The sequence below is a fragment of the Kineococcus rhizosphaerae genome (assembly GCF_003002055.1).
In the GTDB taxonomy this organism is placed as follows: domain Bacteria; phylum Actinomycetota; class Actinomycetes; order Actinomycetales; family Kineococcaceae; genus Kineococcus; species Kineococcus rhizosphaerae.
Genome location: NZ_PVZF01000008.1, coordinates 201,952 through 218,056, shown reverse-complemented (window position 1 = coordinate 218,056; position 16,105 = coordinate 201,952). Strand labels below are relative to the sequence as shown.

Below are 16,105 nucleotides of genomic sequence, written 5' to 3'. Positions count from 1 at the left end.
GTCCACTACGGTCCGGCGAAACCCTAGACGAGGAGACGACGTGCGTGCAGTGGTGGTCCGGGAGTTCGGCGGTCCCGAGGGCCTGGAGGTGGTCGACGTCCCCGACCCCGCGCCGGGTCCGGGCCAGGTGCTCGTGGAGGTCGGGGCCGCCGGCGTGGCCGGGGTGGACGCCGTGATCCGGCGCGGGACGCTCGGCGGGTACGGGTTCCGGGCGGGTTTCGTGCCCGGCGCGGAGGTCGCGGGGACCGTGCGGGACCTCGGTGACGGCGTCGACCCCTCCTGGCGGGGACGGTCCGTGTGGGCGTTCCTGCGCCTGACCGGCGGCGGGTACGCCGAACGGGTCGCCGTGGACGTGGCCGACGTCCTCGAACTCCCGGCGGGACTGTCACCGGTCGACTCCGTGACCCTCGGCAGCGCGGGTCCCGTCGCGCACTTCGCCCTGGCGCACGGGCGGTTCCGCGCCGGGGAGTCGGTCCTGGTGCGCGGGGCCGCGGGGAGCATCGGGATCGCCGCGGTGGAACTCGCCGCCGCCGGGGGCGCCGGCGCGGTCGCGGTGACGACCTCCTCCCCCGGGCGCGGTCAGCGGCTGCGGGAGTTCGGGGCCACCCACGTGCTGGACCGTTCCGGCGCGGGTCCCGGCGCGGGCCCCGACGCGGGTTTCGACGTGGTGGTGGACGTCGTGGGCGGTCCCGACGTCCCGCGGTTCCTCGACCGGCTGCGGCCGAACGGCCGGTACGTCACCGTGGGGGCCGTGGCGGGGATGCCCCCGGCGGACTTCGGCGCCCGTCTGCTGGCGAACTTCCGCCGTTCCCCGACGTTCTCGACGTTCTCGCTCGACACGGTCCCCCACCCGGACGTCACGGCCGTGCGCGCGGAGCAGTTCGCGGCAGCGGTCCGCGGGGAGCTGCACACCGTCGTCCACGACGTCCTGCCGCTGGGGCGGGCCGCCGACGCGCACCGCGCGATGGACGCCGGGGAGGTGTTCGGCCGGGTCGTGCTCACGCCGTGAGCCGCGGGGTGCCCTTCGCCAGGGGCCCCAGGACCATGGCCCTCCTCAGGAGACCCCCACCGCGGTCCGGCCCCGGGCCGTCTCCCGCAGGTCGATCGTGACCGGCGCCGCGGCGGGTACCAGGACCACGGGTGAGCGCAACGTCCGCACCGGCAGGGTGCCGACGGTGCCCGCGGCCACCAGGAGCAGGTCCCCCACGCTCAGCCGGCGCGGCAGGACGTCCTCCAGCCGGCCCTCCACCACCTCGGCCTGCACCGGCCGGTGGGTGGCGGCCGAGACCCTGGCCCGGGTCTCGTGGTGCCGGCCCGTCGCGACGAGGTGCGCGTGCCGGCGCTCGGCCGGGTCGGAGCCGGCCGACCACGTCGTGAGCAGCCGCACCGGCAGGTCGCGGTCGAGGGCCCGGTCGGCGACGGAGCCGTCGGACCCGGGGTCGCCGGAGGAGGACACGACGACCACGCGACGCGGCGGGGTCAGCACGGCCTGCGGTCCCACGAGCACGACGGGCACGGTGCTGCGGGGGACGACGACGCCCAGCACCGGCCCGGCGCCCGGCCCCAGCGGGGCGGTGTCGCGGCCGCAGCCGAGGACGAGCTGGGCGCTGTCCGCGGCCAGCAGCGCATGGGCGACGGAGCCGGTGGTCAGGGTGACGTCGACCGGTGGCTCGCGGCCCGGGACCCGCAGCAGTTCCTCGGCCAGCACCGCGTCGAGGTCGCGGTGCCCCGCGCCGGGCCCGACCACCACGTGCAGCGGCCACCCGGTCGCCGCACTGTCCTGCACGGCCCAGCGCAGCGCCCGCCGCGAGGCACCCGATCCGGAGAAACCCACCGTCGTCGCGCGCACGCCGCCTCCTCGCGGTCGGGGCCGGGGGTGCGTCCCGGCGTCCTCCGATGGTCCCCCCGGCGCGGCCGGCGCACAACGGGAGCGCGGGCCGGTGCGCGGTCGGGGGCGCGGTTGGGGGCGCGGTCAGGGGGCGCGGTCAGGGGGCGCGGGGCGTCACCCTCCCGGCCCCGGGGACGTCACCGGGTGCCCCAGTCGTACAGCTGCTTGCGCAGCTTCAGGTAGACGAACGTCTCGGTGGTCCGGACCCCCGGGATGGCGCGGACGCGGTTGTTGACGATCTCCAGCAGCCCGTCGTCGTCCTCGCAGACCACCTCGGCGAGCACGTCGAAGGAACCGGCCGTCACGACCACGTAGGCGACCTCGGGGATGTCGGCGAGGCGGTCGGCGACGAGGCGGGTGTCCCCGTCGGCGCGGATGCCGATCATGGCCTGGCGGGCGAACCCCACCTGGACCGGGTCGGTGACCGCGACGATCTGCACGACGCCGGAGTCCAGCAGTCGTTGCACGCGTTGCCGAACCGCCGCCTCGGACAACCCGACGGCCTTGCCGACGGCCGCGTAGGACATGCGGCCGTCGACCTGCAGGACCTCGATGATCCGTTTGGAGACGTCGTCGAGCGGGGTGGGGGGCTGACGGTTCGGCACGCGCGGTCCTCGGTCCGGGGTCAGGACTCGAGGTTGGCCATGACGTGCTTGACCCGGGTGTAGTCCTCGAACCCGTACATCGACAGGTCCTTGCCGTACCCGGACTGCTTGAACCCGCCGTGCGGCATCTCCGCGACGATCGGGATGTGGGTGTTGATCCACACGCAGCCGAAGTCCAGCGCGGCCGACATGCGCATGGCGCGGCCGAAGTCCTTCGTCCACACGCTGGAGGCCAGCCCGTACTTCGTGCCGTTGGCCCAGCGCAGGGCCTCGTCCTCGTCGCTGAACCGCTGCACCGTGATGACGGGGCCGAAGATCTCGTTCTGCACGGCCTCGTCGTCCTGCCGCAGCCCCGACACGACGGTGGGCTGGTAGTAGAACCCGTTCGCCAGGTCGCCCGTGCCGCGCGCCCCGCCCGCGCCCAGGACGGCGTGGTCGGGCAGCCGGTCGACGAACCCGGAGACGTGGGCGAGCTGGTTCGGGTTGTTCACCGGGCCCACCGCGGTGTCGGGGTCGTCCGGCAGGCCGATCTTCGTGCCCCTCGCCTGCTCGGACAGGGCGGCGACGAAGTCGTCGTGCACGCGGGGCGCGACGAGGACGCGGGTGGCGGCGGTGCAGTCCTGACCGGCGTTGAAGTACCCGGCCGCGGCGATGGCCTCCGAGGCCGCGGCCACGTCGGCGTCGTCGAACACCACGACGGGCGCCTTGCCGCCGAGTTCGAGGTGGACGCGCTTGACCTGCTTCGACGCCGACTCCGCGACCTGCATCCCGGCGCGGATGGACCCGGTGATGGCGACCAGGCCGGGGGTCGGGTGCTCGACGAGGGCGCGGCCGGTGTCCCGGTCGCCGCAGACGACGTTGAGCACGCCGGGCGGCAGGACCTCGTTCGCGACCTGCGCCAGCAGGACCGTGGAGGCCGGGGTCGTGTCGGAGGGCTTGAGGACGATCGTGTTCCCCGCGGCCAGGGCCGGGCCGATCTTCCAGATCGCCATCATGAACGGGTAGTTCCAGGGCGTGACCTGCCCGACGACGCCGATGGGCTCGCGGCGGATCCACGACGTGTGCCCGGCGAGGTACTCCCCCGCCGACCGGCCCTCCAGGACGCGGGCGGCACCGGCGAAGAACCGGAGCTGGTCGACCCCCGGCGGGATTTCGTCGCTGCGGGTCAGCGAGACGGGCTTGCCGGTGTTGCGCACCTCGGCGGCGACGAACTCCTCGGCGCGGTCCTCGATGGCGTCGGCGAGGTCGAGCAGGAACTTCTGCCGCTCGGCCGGGGTCGTGCGGCCCCACGACGTGAACGCCGACGAGGCTGCGGCGTAGGCGGACTCGACGTCCTGCGCGCTCGAGCGCGGGGCCGTCGCGTAGACGGCCCCGGTCGACGGGTCGACGACGTCGGTCGTGGCACCGTCGGACGCCGGCACGGACCGGCCGCCGACGACGTTGAGGAGCGTCTCCATCAGTTCTTCCCTCCAACGGGGTTGTGGCAGTGCGCCGCCGGGGTGCCCGGCAGGTCGAGGGCGGGGTTGCGGTCGAAGAACCCCGCGGGTTTGAGGCGGAACACGACGGCGTCCGAGGGCATGACGGGCCAGTCCTCGGGCCGCGGCACGTGGTGGACGCCGAACACGTGCCACAGCACGGTGTCGGTGTCCTCCAGCGGTTCGTCGTCGGCGGTCCAGCGGGTGATCCCGAGGTCCTCCGCGCTCTGCGTGGGGTGGTCCCCCGCGGGCCAGAGCTCGTCGTCGTGGTGCCGGGTGACCCACACGTCGTGCCCGATGACGGGGGCCCGCAGGAACTGCGGGGCGTCGGGGGCGAACAGGTGCGGGATCGCGTCGGGCGTCACGAGCTTGTAGGCGGTCGGCGTCCCCCACGCGTTCGTGCGCTGCGTGCTGACGACCTTCCAGACCCGCTGCCGCTGCCAGTCGACGTCGCGGCCGGCCTCGCGCTCGGAGCGGATCGGGGTGGCCGTCGTCGTCAGGGCCAGGCCGTGGGGGTTGTCCGGCCCGGTGGGCGCGACGTGGGTGTCGACCTCGTGGACGGTGGTGCGCGGGCCGTCGACGTCGAGGTCGAGGCGGGCGACGAGGAAGTGCTGGTGGATGGGTGCGTAGGTGCGCTCGTCGACGAGGACCCCCGTCGCGGGTGTCGGCGCGCCCTCGGCGAGCGGCGTCGTCACCATGATGCCCGTCGCCCGCACCTCGCACTCGATCGTGCCGTCGAGGTACAGGCGCCAGTAGACGAGGTACTCGTAGTTGGCGACCGTGGCGTGGAAGGAGACCACCATGCGGCGCGAGCGGCGCACCTGCGCCCCGGCCCGCTCGTCGACGTGCTTCCACAGCACGGCGTCGTCCTCCTCGTGCAGGCAGATCGCCTGCGGGACGACGTAGGGCTCCCCGCGGGAGTCGGAGAGCACGGCGTCGAGGTAGCGGATCTCGCCGAGGCAGTCGCAGCCGAGCTCCAGCGAGGTCGTCATGTACCCCAGGCCCCACTCGCCGATGTCGTAGGCGGTGCGGCGCCGGTGCTCGAAGGAGGGGTCGCGGTACGGCACGACCATCTCGGCGAACGACATCCGGTAGCCGATCTCGCGGCGCTCGGTGCCGTCGTCCCACGCGAGCTGCTGGAGCACCAGGCCCTCGCGGTGGGTGAACCCGATCCGCACCGACCAGTTCCGCCAGCGCAGCTCACCGTCGTCGGAGATCGTGAAGGACGGCCCCTCGGGCTGGGTGATCTCCAGCGGGGCCAGGGCCGGTTCGGGGGTTTCCCCGGTCAGCGCGGGGTCGTACTCACCGCGGACCGGGGCGTCGGGCACGACGGGCCCGTCGTCGACGGCGAGCAGCTCGAAGGTGTTCACGTCGACGACGAACTTCAGGCCGTTCACGGGGTGCGCGTACGGGTTGCCGGTGGGCGTCTCGCGGCGCCACACGTCGACCCAGCCGAGCCGCCGGTCGCGCCACTGCTCGGGCATGACGGCCGCGCCGTACGTCCAGGTGTCCAGCAGGACCAGGTCGAGGTCGGTGATGCCGCGGGCGGCGAGCGCCTCGACGACGCGCGGCTCGGTGCGCAGCACCCGGTCGACCTCGTGGAACTCGTCGAGGGTGAAGTTGGGGGTGACGCCGGGCAGGTGCTCGAAGCGCTCGACGGTGCCGCCCACGAGGTCGACGACGACGTCGAAGGTGCGGTTGTCGGCGCGGTCCCACACGACCGAGCGGGCCCGGCGGGGCACCGCGTCGCCGGGCGACCAGGCGAGGACGTCGGCCTTGGGGGGCTCGGCCAGGCTCACCCCGGCGAAGCGCATCGTGGGGGTCAGCCGGCCGCTCGAGCGCAGGACGTCGAGGTTGCGGCGGAACTCCTCCTCACCCAGCGGGACCAGCGGGTGCGCGGGCACGTCAGACCTCCTCCGTCGGTGGACCGTCGGGGCTCAGTGTGTCGTCCCCGTCTGTCCGGAGCAAGGGTGACTGTCGTTTTCCGTCGTCTCGGGCCCGGTTCACGACGAATTCCGTGATCACGCCCGCTCCGCTGCTAGTGTCCCCGGGTTCTGGCCCCCTCCCACGCACAGGAGCCTCGATGGCGCGTACCGACCACCCCGCCGAACCACCCGCGGGCGGGCCCGCCGGCAAGGGCCTGCAGTCCGGGGCCCTGGGCCTGTGGGGCAACACCGTGATCGGCCTCGGCGCGACGGCGCCCGTCTACAGCCTCGCCGCCACCCTCGGGTACGTCGTCCTCGCCGTGCACGACAAGGCCCCCGCGATGTTCCTCCTCGCCTTCGTCCCGATGCTGCTGGTCGCCGTCGCCTACCGCGAGCTCAACCGCGCCGCCCCCGACTGCGGGACGACGTTCACCTGGGGCACCAAGGCCTTCGGCCCGTGGGTGGGCTGGATGGGCGGGTGGGGCGTGGCCGTCTCGGCGATCATCGTCCTGGCCAACGTCGCGGAGATCTCCGCGGTCTACACGCTGCGGTTCCTCGGCCTGGACGCGGCGGCGGACAGCCTGCTGCTGCGCACCGCGCTCGGCCTGGTCTTCATCGTCGGCATGACGTGGGTCAGCTACCGCGGCATCACGATCTCCGAGCGCATCCAGAACGCCCTCGTCATCGTGCAGTTCGCCGTCCTCGCGATCGTCTCCGTCGGCGCGTTGTGGCTGGTCTACTCCGGCGGCGCGGGCTCGCAGGCCGTGCGCCCGTCCTGGGACTGGTTCTCCCCGTTCGGGGTCAGCGGGTCGGCGATGGCCGAGGCAGTCATCCTGTGCATCTTCATCTACTGGGGCTGGGACGCCTGCCTGGCGGTGAGCGAGGAGACGCGCGACTCCGACCGGACCCCGGGCCGGGCGGCCCTGCTGGCCACCGTGATCCTCGTCGTGACCTACGTGCTCGTCGCGGTCGCCGTGCAGGCGTACGCCGGGTTCGGCACCACGGGCATCGGGCTGAACAACCCCGACAACGCCGACGACGTCCTGTCCACGCTCGGGCACCCGGTCGGCGGCGCCGTGATGTCGGGGCTCCTGCTCATCACCGTCGCGATCTCGGCGGCGAGCTCGACGCAGACGACGATCCTGCCCACGGCCCGCGGGACCCTGTCGATGGCCGTGTACGGGGCCCTGCCGCGCCGGTTCGCCAACGTCCACCCCCGGTACAAGACGCCCTCGTTCGGCACGGTCGTCATGGGCGCGGCGGCCGTCGCGTTCTACGTCGTCCTGAGCCTGGTGAGCCAGAACGCGCTGCAGGACTCGATCGCCTCCCTCGGGCTGGCCGTGGCGTTCTACTACGGCATCACCGCGTTCTCCTGCATCTGGTACTTCCGCCGGACCCTGACCCGTTCGGCGCGCGACCTGCTGCTGCGCGGGGTGCTCCCGGCCCTGGGCGGGCTGGCGATGCTGTGGGCGTTCGTGCAGTCCTGCGTGGACATGCTGAAGCCCGACTACGGGTTCACGACGTTCGGCCCGCTCGGCGGGGTGTTCGTCATCGGCATCGGCATGCTGGTCCTCGGCGTCCCGCTGATGCTGCTGTGCGCGACCCGGCTGCGGCCGTTCTTCACGGGCCGCACGCTCGACGCGGACACGCCGATCCTCGTCCCGGAGACCGGCGCGCCGCCCATCGGCGGCCTCTGACCGGCCCCCGACCGGGCCTCCGGACGTCCACCCACGCGCGGCACGGCCGGACGCCCCCCGAACGGCCGATCGCGTCACCGGCCCCCGCCGCCGACAGCAGTGGGGAACGGGCAGCCCACGAGGGGCTGGTGACCGTCGACCCAGAGGACCCACCGTGCTGCACCGCTCACGACCCGCCGTCGTCCCGCCGGCCACCGCGGCCGAGATCAGCGCGCTGGCCCGGACGCTGCTGCGCCGGCCGGAGCTGAACCACCTCGACGACGAGTCGTTGCTGCTGCGCATGGCGCGCACGACGGCGGTGGGGCACCTGCTGCGCTCGCGCGCGGTGGCCACGACCGGGGACGGCGAACGCCTGCTGGACGTCATGCTGCGCGACGGGCGCGCCGTGGTGCTGGACGTGACCGACCCCGCGCCCCGCGAGGGCGTGCTGGCGGTGCGGCGGCCGGCGAGCGCGCAGGACCTGCCGCGGGCCCGCGACATGGCGCGGGCGCTGGCCCCGCTGGTGGGGGCGCGCTGAGGGGCGAGCCCTCAGACGAGCCCTCAGGTGAGGACGCGGACGACCGTGAGGTCGTCGGCGAGGACGACCGCACCGCCGCGGGCGCCGGGTTCGAGGTGGCCCACGTCGGGGCGGCCCAGTGCCCGGGCCGGGACCGCGGTGAGCGCGGCGAGGGCGTCGTCGAGGTCCAGCCCGGCCGCCACCGCGAACGCCAGGGCCCGGTCCAGGGTCAGGGTGCTGCCCGCGATCGAGCCGCCCCCGGCGAGCCGGGCCACCCCGTCGACGACGTCCACGTCGAGGTCGCCGAGGCGGTAGCGGCCGTCGGCCGAGCCCGTGGCCGCCATGGCGTCGGTGACGAACGCGACCCGCCCCCGGCCCGCGCGGTGGGCGGCCAGCGAGAGCACGAGGGGGTGCAGGTGGACGCCGTCGGCGATGAGCTCGACCGTGACGCGCTCGTCCTCCAGCAGCGCGGCGACGGGACCGGGGGCGCGGTGGTGCACCGGGGGCATGGCGTTGAACAGGTGCGTGGCCCAGGTCGCGCCGGCGTCGACCGCGCGGCGGGTGAGGTCGGCGTCGGCGTCGGTGTGCCCGATCGCGGCGACCGCCCCCGCCGCGGCGATGCGCTGCACCGCAGCCAGTCCGCCCTCCAGCTCCGGGGCGACGGTCACCATCGCGACCAGTCCCGGGCGCAGCAGCCGGTCGAGGTCGCCGGCCTCGGGGGCCCGCAGCAGGGAGGCGTCGTGGGCACCGCGGTGGTCCGGGCTCAGCCACGGGCCCTCGAGGTGGATCCCGGCCAGGACGCCGTCGGCGACGAGGTCGGCGTAGGCGTCCAGGGTCCGGGCGAGCTCGTCCACGGGGCGCGTGACGAGGCTGGCGACGATCGTCGTCGTGCCGTGGGCGCGGTGGGTCGCGGCCACCGTCAGCGCGTCCTCGACGGACCCGCCGAAGCTCACCCCTCCCCCGCCGTGGCAGTGCACGTCGACGAACCCCGGGACGACGTGGGCGCCGTCGACGACCTCGTCGGCCGCGGGGGCGGGCCCGGTGCCCGTCCGCAGGACGCGCGGCCCGTCGAGCAGCACCCACTCCGCGGTGCGCGTCCCCGTGCGGACGGCGCCGCGCGCGAGGACGGTCACCGCGTCTCCGTCACCTTGCGCAGCCCGCGCGGGGCGTCCGGGTCGAGCCCGCGGGCGACGGCCATCTCCAGCGCGAGCCGCTGCAGCGGGACGATCTGCACGATGGGCGCGAGGTCCTCGGGCATCCCCGACGGCAGGGCGAGGCGCACGGTCGCGTCCGGGGCCAGACCCGCCGGGGCGACGGCGCACACGTCGGCGCCGCGTTCGTGCAGGGCGGCCAGGACGGGGGCGATCGCCTCCCCGCCCGGGCCCTCGGGCACGACGGCGATGACGGGCCGGTCGGCGTCGACCATGGCCAGCGGACCGTGCATGAGGTCGGCCGCGGAGAACGCCTGCGCCGACAGGTACGAGGTCTCCATGAGCTTGAGCGCGGCCTCGCGCGCGGTCGGGTAGGAGTACCCGCGGGCGGTGACCACGAGCCGGTCGACGAAGCGGTACCGGGCCGAGACCTCCGGCACGTCGTCGGCGGCGACGGCCTGCGCGAGGAACTGCGGGACCTCCTGCGCCGGGGTGAGATCGCCTGCGCGCCAGGTGGTCACGAGCAGCCACAAGGTCAGCAGCTGGGCGGTGTAGCTCTTGGTCGCGGCGACGGCGAGCTCCGGGCCGGCGTGCACGTCGAGGTGGTGCTCGGCGGCGGCGGCCAGCGGGGAACCGGGGTTGTTCGTCACCGCCAGGGTGATCGCCCCGGCCCGGCGGGCGGCCGCGGTGGACTCGACGAGGTCGGGCGAGCCGCCGGACTGGCTGATGCTGATCCACAGCACGCCGCGCAGGTCCGGCGTCGCCCCGTAGACGGTGAGCGTCGAGGTCGACGTCAGCCCGCAGGGCAGGCCCAGGCCGACCTCGATCAGGTACTTGGCGTACAGGGCGGCGTGGTCGCTGGTGCCGCGGGCGGTGAGCAGGACGGCGCGCGGGGCCGCCTCGCGCAGCACGGCGGCGACGCGGGCCAGCTCGCCGCCGGCGGCGGACAGGACCCGGTCGGCGACGGCCGGCTGCTCGGCGATCTCGGAACGGACGAGGTGACCACGGGGGGCGCTCACGGCAGGCTCCAACTCTTGAAGGAAGTTGACACGACCGTACCGGACGATGAAAGTTCTCACCAGACCCGACCGGAGGGAGCCGCCGTGACCGCACCCCTGCGGGCGCACCTGCTCGCCGCCCTCCCCGCGGCCACCGCGTCCACGGCCCGGGTCCTCACCGAACTCCTCGACGACCCGACCGGCGCCGCGCAGTGGACCGTGACCGACCTCGCGACCCGCACGGGCACGAGCGAGGCGACCGTCGTCCGCACCGCCCGGTCGCTGGGTTTCGCGGGCTACCCGCAGCTGCGGCTCGCGCTGGCCGCCGCGGGAGCCGCCCCCGAACCCGCCGCCCTGCTGACCGGGTCCCCCGAGGACGCCACCGACCTCGCCGGGGTCGTCGCCCGGCTGGCCGCCCTGGAGAGCGAGGCCGTCCACGCCACCGCCCGCACCCTCGACCTCGACGCCCTCGACGCGGCCGCCGCGGCCGTGCACGGGGCCCGGTTCGTCGACTGCTGCGGGATCGGCACCTCCGGGCTGCTGGCCGCCGACTTCGACCACAAGGCCGTGCGGGTGGGCCTGGGCACGCGGTTGCGGACCGAGGGCCACGCCGCCCTCGTCAGTTCCGAGACCCTGCGCGCCGGTGACGTCGCCCTCGTCGTGAGCCGCTCGGGGACCACCCCCGACGTCGTCGCCGCCGCGCTCCGGGCCCGCGACCGCGGGGCGGTCGTCGTCGCCGTCACGAGTTCGGCGACGAACCCCCTGGCCCGCGCCGCCCACCACGTGCTCGTCGCCACCGGGCGCGAGACCGCCTACCGCGCAGGGGCGATGGCCAGCCGCGCCGGCGCCGCCCTGGTCCTGGACGCGCTCTACGTCGCCGTCGTGCGCCGGCTCGGGAGCTCGGCCACCGAGACCCTGCAGCGCACCTACCAGGCCGTCTCAGAACCCCGCTCGGAATCCCGGCCCCGGTCCGCCGAGGGCGGGCGGCCGAAGCGCCGCCGGTAGGCCGCGCTCAGCGCGAAACCGTCGGAGTACCCGACGGCGCGGGCGACGGAGTTCAGCGTGCGGTCGCCACCGCGCACCAGGTCCGCGGCCAGGTCGAGCCGGTGCTCGCTGAGGTAGCCGATGGGCCCGGACCCGGTGAGGGCGGCGAACCGGCGGGCGAGGGCCGCCCGCGAGACCCCCACCCGCGCCGCGAGTTCCGCGACCGTCCACCGGTGGGCCGGATCGGCGTGCAGCAGGTCCAGGGCCGGGCCCACGACCGGGTCTCCCAGCGCACCGGACAACCCCGGGCCACCCCGGTCGCGCACGACCGTCACGACGACCAGGTCCACGAGACGGTCCAGCACCGCCCGCTGCACCGGCCCCTCGCGCACGGCCTCGGCGACGAGCAGGTCCCGCAACGGTGCCGGGACCGCGCCCCGGACCGAGGCGGGGAATCCCGCCAGCGCCCGGCGCCCGACGACGTCGGGCGCCGGGTACGTCGCGTGCACGACGAGGGTGCGGGCGGACAACCCGTCGCCGTAGCTGCGCGGTTGCCGCAGCCGCCACCGGTCCCCGGCGGCCCCGGGTCCCTCACCGGCCGCGCGGACGCGCCCCGTACCCTCGACGACCGCCCCGGGGGTGCTCCCGGACGGGTCGGTGATCGTGTGCTCGCCGCGGACCAGCAGGACGTCCCCCGCGGCGAGCAGCCCGTCCCCGGCCCGCACCGCGCCCCGCACGACGACGTGGACCGTCAGCGCCGACCGCGTCGCGAACCGCAGGCCCCACGGTTCGGCCAGGTACGACAACGTCACGTCCGAGCGCGCCGTCGCCCCGAGGAGATCGCTCAGCACCCTGGCGAGCGTAGACGCCGGGACATGCCCCCGAGCGTGCCGAGCATGTCGCGGACGCTGCTGCCCTGGTGGACTGCCGTGGTGCTCATCGTCCTGTCCGGGCTGCCCGGAACCGGCAAGACCACCCTGGCGCGCGCCCTGGTCGCGGCCGTCGGCGCCGCCCACGTGCGGATCGACACGATCGAGCAGGCGCTCGTGGACTCCGGCGCCGCGACCCACCCGGTCGGGCCGCAGGGGTACTACGTGGCGCGCGCCGTGGCCGCCGACCTCCTGCGGCAGGGCCACACCGTCGTCGCCGACGGGGTGAACCCCCTGCCCGTGACGCGCGAGCTGTGGTGGCGGGTGGCGAGCGGGGCCGGGGTGGGCGTGCGCGACGTGGAGGTCGTCTGCTCCGACCCCGCGCTGCACCGCGCGCGCGTCGAGCACCGCGTCGCCGACATCCCCGGCCACCCCGAACCGACGTGGGACGACTTGCAGCGCAACGACTTCGTGCCGTGGACCGGTCCCCGGACGGTCGTCGACACGGCGGTGCTGGAGATCGCCGACGCGGTCCGCCTCGTGCTCGGTTGAGCGCGGCGGTGGGTCCGGGCGTCGGCGACGTCAGCCGGCCGAGCGCACCTGCACCCTGTCGACGAGGCGCCGCCCGAGGTCGGCCACCACCTGCTGCAAGGCCTCGGGTGCCTCCACCACGAAGGGGCGGTCGAGCGCGGCGAGCCTGGCCGCGACCCACTCGAGGCGCTCGGCGCGCACGAACACGCGCAGCCAACCGGTCTGCCCGCCGTGCTCGGGCAGGGGCTGGACCGAGACCAAGGTCTCGGGCATGAACTGCCGCACGTGGGGAACAGTGGCACGGACGAGGACGGACACCTCGTACCGCAGTGGATCGGGGGCTAGGGGTCCCAGGACGGCGTGGACGGCGTCGACGTCCGGCGGGGGCACGAAGGTCCTGGCGAACGTGCACGTCGGAGATCCGATCGAGGCGGAAGGTCCGCACCGCGTCGTGGCCGACGTCGTGGGCGCTGAGGTACAGCGCCTCACCGTGCGCCACGACCGCGTACGGCTGGACGTCACGCGCCCGCGGCCGCCCGCATCGGGGTGCGTACGTGAAGGTGACGACGCGCCGGTGCACGACGGCGTGCGCCACGTCCAGCAGCACCTCGGCGGAGGAGGGCGGACGCCTGCGGGGGGCCGGGTCCTCGGCACCGTTCCCGTCGGCGCGGGCGGTGAACGTCACCGTCCGCACCACGTCGTCGATGCGCTGCGCCAGGGCCGGCGGCAGGACGCGACGCACCTTCGCCGTGGCGGTCTCGACGTCGAGCAGGCTCGTGGGGCCGGTGCTGGACCGGGCCGTGGACAGCAGGGCCCACACCACGGCCACGGCCTCCTCGTCGGTGAACATCAACGGCGGCAGGCGGGAGGAGCGAGACAGCCGGTAGCCGCCGTACCTGCCCCGGGTCGACTCCACCGGGACGTCGAGGTCGGCCAGGTGATCCACGTAGCGGCGCACGGTGCGTCCGTCGACGCCCAACCGGCGCGCGAGCTCGGCCGAACCGTACGTCCGGCCGGACTGCAGCAGCTCCAGCAACGCCAGCACGTTGGCCGTCGGTCGCGCCATCCCGACAGTCTCTCCCGCATGTGGACGTGTTCTGACCGCAAAGCCTCCTAGCGTCGCCACCATGACCACCTCGAACACCGTCCAGTTGGCCTCCGTCCGCCTGATCACCGACGACCTGCCGCGCTCGGTCAGGTTCTACGAGGTCCTGACGGGCACCACTGCGCAGTACCTGACCGACGACTTCGTCGAGCTGGTGACACCCTCGGCCACCTTCGCGCTCACGTCCCCCGGGCGGGTCGCGTTCATCACCGACCGTGCACCGCGAGCAGGCGCCAACGACAGCGCGATCGTCGAGTTCCTCGTCACGGACGCCGCAGCGCTGCTCGACACGCTGCGGGCGGAGGTCGGTGACGACTTCTCCGTCGTGCAGGCGCCCGCGGTGATGCCCTGGGGGAACCTCTCCGTCCTCATCCGCGACCCGGAGGGCAACCTCATCAACCTCTACACCCCGGTCACCGCCGGGGCACGGGAGCTCCAGGCCAACCGGACACCCCCGATGTCCCCGCCCGCCGGAACCGTCACCGACTGAGCCGGCCCGTCAGCCGACCGCGGCGAACAACAGGCTGTCGCGGCGTTCGCCCCGCACCACGACGTGCGAGCGCAGCAGACCCTCGCACCGCATCCCGATCTTCTCCAGCACCCGGCGCGACCCGGTGTTCTCCGGCCGGCAGGTGGCCTCGACGCGCGCCAGCCCGGCGTCGGAGAACCCGAACCCCAGCACCGCGCGGGCGGCCTCGGTGGTGATGCCCGCACCCCAGGCGTCGCGCCGCAGCACGTAGCCCAGCTCCCCGCGGGAGTTCGCGGCGCTGGACACCCACAGCGCCACCGTGCCGAGGACCTCGCCGTCGCGGGTGATCGCCCACGTCCACCGCCCGTCCTCGTCCGCCGTGTCCCGCGCGGCGAGCTGCTCGGCGACGAACTCCTCGGACTCGGCCCGCGAGTTCGGGCCCCACGTCACGTGGGTGCACACCTGCGGGTCGCCGGCGTAGGCGTGCACCGCGTCCTCGTCGCCCGGGCCGAACGCCCGCAACCGCAACCGCGCCGTCAGCAGTTCCCGCACGCGGCCGACGGTAGCGGGCCCGGTCACGGCTCGCCGCGGAACTCCATCAGCACCGTCTCGTACCCGTCGTCGAGGCCGCGCTCGCCCGTGGGGACGAAACCCGCCCGCCGCCACGCCGCCTGCGCCCGGGGGTTGTCGACAGCCGGGTCCACGGTCAGTCCCCGCCAGCCGCGCGCGAGCAGGTCGACGGCCAGCAGCCGGGCGGCGCGGGGCCCGAGCCCGCGCCCCTGGTGCCCGGCGGCCAGGAACGCGTCCAGCCCCCGGGCGTCCGGGTCCTGCCACGCCTGCACCAGTCCCACGGGGTCCTGCGCGAACTCCAGGACGTAGACCGCGACGGCGGGTTCACGCGCACCGCAGTACTTCCGGCGCACCTCCGCGGCGGGCACGGGTTCCCCTCCCCACCAGCGGTGGACGGCGGGGTCGGCGAGCCAGCCGGTGATGGTGGCGACGTCGTCCGGAGTGCTCAGGCGCAGCACGAGGTCGCCGTCGGCGAGCCGCGCCGGGTACGGGAGGGTCACCGGGGAACGGTAGCGACCCGCGCCGGGGGGTTCAGGGTGCTGTGAGCACCAGCGGCCCGTCGGCCGTCACGGCGACGGTGTGCTCCTCGTGGGCGCCGCGGCTGCCGTCGACGCTGCGCATGGTCCACCCGTCGGGGTCGGTGCGGTAGGCGGGGTTCCCGCCGGCGGTGAACCAGGGTTCGATGGCGATGACGAGGCCGGGTTTCAACGTGAGCCCCCGCCCGGGTTTCCCGTCGTTGGGGACCGAGGGGTCCTCGTGCATGGTCCGCCCGACACCGTGGCCGCCGAACTCGGTGTTCACCCCGCACCCGTGGGCGTGGCCGACGGCGCCGATGGCGGCGGAGACGTCGCCGACCTTGTTCCCGACGACGGCGGCGGCGATGCCGGCGGCGAGCGCCTCCTCGGTCGCCGCCACGAGGTCGGCGTCGCCGGGGGCGGGGGTGCCGACGCTGAAGGTGGTGGCCGAGTCGCCGGCCCAGCCGTCGAGGACGGCGCCGCAGTCGACGCTGAGCAGGTCGCCGTCGCGCAGCGCGTAGGGGCCGGGGATGCCGTGCAGGACGGCGTCGTTGACCGAGGCGCAGATGACCCCGGGGAAGGGCGTGTCGGCGAAGCGGGGCTGGTAGTCCAGGAACGGGGACGTGGCGCCCGCCCCGAAGATCACCTCGCGGGCGAGGGCGTCGAGCTCGTCGAGCCGCACACCGGGCGCGGCGTGCGCGCGGACGGCGGCCAGCGCCCGGGCCACGACCCGGCCCGCGGCGCGCATGGCGTCGAGCTCACCGGGCGTCTTCAGTTCCACCACCGTGCACCTCCGGTATTCTTATCACGGTACTTCTATCCCGGTA

At 74.9% G+C, this 16,105-nt stretch carries 18 protein-coding genes and 2 pseudogenes; 7 read left to right on the top strand and 13 right to left on the bottom strand.

Translation table 11 applies throughout. The annotated features are described in order from the left end of the window. Positions 1 to 40: 40 nt before the first annotated feature. Positions 41 to 1,009 carry a zinc-binding dehydrogenase gene (locus CLV37_RS16695; RefSeq protein ID WP_106212415.1) on the top strand — a complete coding sequence of 323 codons (969 nt, stop codon included), beginning with the start codon at positions 41 to 43 and terminating at the stop codon, positions 1,007 to 1,009. 45 nt (positions 1,010 to 1,054) lie between these two features. Here CLV37_RS16695 and CLV37_RS16690 read toward each other — a convergent pair whose 3' ends face one another. The 4 genes from CLV37_RS16690 to CLV37_RS16675 form a co-directional block, all read right to left on the bottom strand. Then, positions 1,055 to 1,849 (bottom strand): universal stress protein, encoded by a 795-nt coding sequence (locus CLV37_RS16690; protein WP_106212413.1) that lies wholly within the window; start codon positions 1,847 to 1,849, stop codon positions 1,055 to 1,057. A 176-nt stretch (positions 1,850 to 2,025) separates the two neighbouring features. After that, on the bottom strand, positions 2,026 to 2,493 hold the full coding sequence (locus CLV37_RS16685) for an Lrp/AsnC family transcriptional regulator (RefSeq protein ID WP_245885450.1): 468 nt from the start codon (positions 2,491 to 2,493) through the stop codon (positions 2,026 to 2,028). A 20-nt stretch (positions 2,494 to 2,513) separates the two neighbouring features. After that, a complete protein-coding gene (locus tag CLV37_RS16680; protein ID WP_106212411.1) occupies positions 2,514 to 3,950 on the bottom strand; it encodes a gamma-aminobutyraldehyde dehydrogenase in 1,437 nt (478 codons plus the stop codon). Next, positions 3,950 to 5,872, bottom strand: coding sequence for a primary-amine oxidase (locus CLV37_RS16675; protein ID WP_106212409.1), 1,923 nt, complete (start codon positions 5,870 to 5,872; stop codon positions 3,950 to 3,952). The genes CLV37_RS16680 and CLV37_RS16675 overlap by 1 nt, the downstream gene beginning before the upstream one ends. A gap of 179 nt (positions 5,873 to 6,051) precedes the next feature. On the opposite strand from CLV37_RS16675, the gene CLV37_RS16670 reads away from it, so the two are divergent. Further along, entirely contained in the window at positions 6,052 to 7,590 is a 1,539-nt protein-coding gene (locus tag CLV37_RS16670) for an APC family permease (protein WP_106212407.1), read from the top strand. A gap of 154 nt (positions 7,591 to 7,744) precedes the next feature. Further along, positions 7,745 to 8,107, top strand: coding sequence for a hypothetical protein (locus CLV37_RS16665; RefSeq protein ID WP_106212405.1), 363 nt, complete (start codon positions 7,745 to 7,747; stop codon positions 8,105 to 8,107). Between the two features lie 23 nt (positions 8,108 to 8,130). Here the strand turns inward: CLV37_RS16665 and CLV37_RS16660 are convergent, their stop codons facing one another. Both CLV37_RS16660 and CLV37_RS16655 read right to left on the bottom strand, forming a co-directional pair. Then, on the bottom strand, positions 8,131 to 9,219 hold the full coding sequence (locus tag CLV37_RS16660; protein ID WP_106212403.1) for an N-acetylglucosamine-6-phosphate deacetylase: 1,089 nt from the start codon (positions 9,217 to 9,219) through the stop codon (positions 8,131 to 8,133). Next, positions 9,216 to 10,256, bottom strand: a complete 1,041-nt coding sequence (locus CLV37_RS16655) for an SIS domain-containing protein (RefSeq protein ID WP_106212401.1) — start codon at positions 10,254 to 10,256, stop codon at positions 9,216 to 9,218. Before CLV37_RS16655 ends, CLV37_RS16660 begins: the two co-directional genes overlap by 4 nt. An 84-nt stretch (positions 10,257 to 10,340) precedes the next feature. Between CLV37_RS16655 and CLV37_RS16650 the strand changes: the two genes are divergently transcribed. Then, positions 10,341 to 11,240, top strand: coding sequence for a MurR/RpiR family transcriptional regulator (locus CLV37_RS16650; RefSeq protein WP_170127314.1), 900 nt, complete (start codon positions 10,341 to 10,343; stop codon positions 11,238 to 11,240). Here CLV37_RS16650 and CLV37_RS28880 read toward each other — a convergent pair. Beyond that, positions 11,162 to 12,070 carry a helix-turn-helix domain-containing protein gene (locus CLV37_RS28880; RefSeq protein ID WP_170127313.1) on the bottom strand — a complete coding sequence of 303 codons (909 nt, stop codon included), beginning with the start codon at positions 12,068 to 12,070 and terminating at the stop codon, positions 11,162 to 11,164. The genes CLV37_RS16650 and CLV37_RS28880 overlap by 79 nt on opposite strands. A gap of 45 nt (positions 12,071 to 12,115) precedes the next feature. On the opposite strand from CLV37_RS28880, the gene CLV37_RS16640 reads away from it, so the two are divergent. After that, positions 12,116 to 12,640 (top strand): P-loop nucleotide/nucleoside kinase family protein, encoded by a 525-nt coding sequence (locus CLV37_RS16640; protein ID WP_211298718.1) that lies wholly within the window; start codon positions 12,116 to 12,118, stop codon positions 12,638 to 12,640. Positions 12,641 to 12,670: 30 nt separating this feature from the next. Here CLV37_RS16640 and CLV37_RS29305 read toward each other — a convergent pair whose 3' ends face one another. Further along, positions 12,671 to 12,892 (bottom strand): WCX domain-containing protein, encoded by a 222-nt coding sequence (locus CLV37_RS29305; RefSeq protein WP_211298717.1) that lies wholly within the window; start codon positions 12,890 to 12,892, stop codon positions 12,671 to 12,673. 190 nt (positions 12,893 to 13,082) lie between these two features. Then, a pseudogene (locus CLV37_RS29300) lies at positions 13,083 to 13,169 on the bottom strand (WYL domain-containing protein); the annotation flags it as partial. A gap of 4 nt (positions 13,170 to 13,173) precedes the next feature. Here CLV37_RS29300 and CLV37_RS28565 point away from each other — a divergent pair. After that, on the top strand, positions 13,174 to 13,506 hold the full coding sequence (locus tag CLV37_RS28565) for a hypothetical protein (protein WP_245885449.1): 333 nt from the start codon (positions 13,174 to 13,176) through the stop codon (positions 13,504 to 13,506). Positions 13,507 to 13,559: 53 nt separating this feature from the next. On the opposite strand, the pseudogene CLV37_RS29025 reads toward CLV37_RS28565, so the two are convergent. After that, a pseudogene (locus tag CLV37_RS29025) lies at positions 13,560 to 13,685 on the bottom strand (transcriptional regulator); the annotation flags it as partial. Positions 13,686 to 13,746: 61 nt separating this feature from the next. On the opposite strand from CLV37_RS29025, the gene CLV37_RS16630 reads away from it, so the two are divergent. Further along, positions 13,747 to 14,214, top strand: a complete 468-nt coding sequence (locus CLV37_RS16630; protein ID WP_106212397.1) for a VOC family protein — start codon at positions 13,747 to 13,749, stop codon at positions 14,212 to 14,214. Positions 14,215 to 14,223: 9 nt separating this feature from the next. Here CLV37_RS16630 and CLV37_RS16625 read toward each other — a convergent pair whose 3' ends face one another. The 3 genes from CLV37_RS16625 to map are packed head-to-tail and all read right to left on the bottom strand — an operon-like array spanning position 14,224 to position 16,062. After that, the gene (locus CLV37_RS16625) at positions 14,224 to 14,772 is read right to left on the bottom strand and encodes a GNAT family N-acetyltransferase (RefSeq protein ID WP_211298716.1); all 549 of its coding nucleotides are present in this window, start codon (positions 14,770 to 14,772) and stop codon (positions 14,224 to 14,226) included. After that, positions 14,769 to 15,263 carry a GNAT family N-acetyltransferase gene (locus CLV37_RS16620; protein ID WP_106212395.1) on the bottom strand — a complete coding sequence of 165 codons (495 nt, stop codon included), beginning with the start codon at positions 15,261 to 15,263 and terminating at the stop codon, positions 14,769 to 14,771. Before CLV37_RS16620 ends, CLV37_RS16625 begins: the two co-directional genes overlap by 4 nt. Before the next feature lie 31 nt (positions 15,264 to 15,294). Next, positions 15,295 to 16,062 carry a type I methionyl aminopeptidase gene (map, locus tag CLV37_RS16615; RefSeq protein ID WP_106212393.1) on the bottom strand — a complete coding sequence of 256 codons (768 nt, stop codon included), beginning with the start codon at positions 16,060 to 16,062 and terminating at the stop codon, positions 15,295 to 15,297. Positions 16,063 to 16,105: the final 43 nt, after the last annotated feature.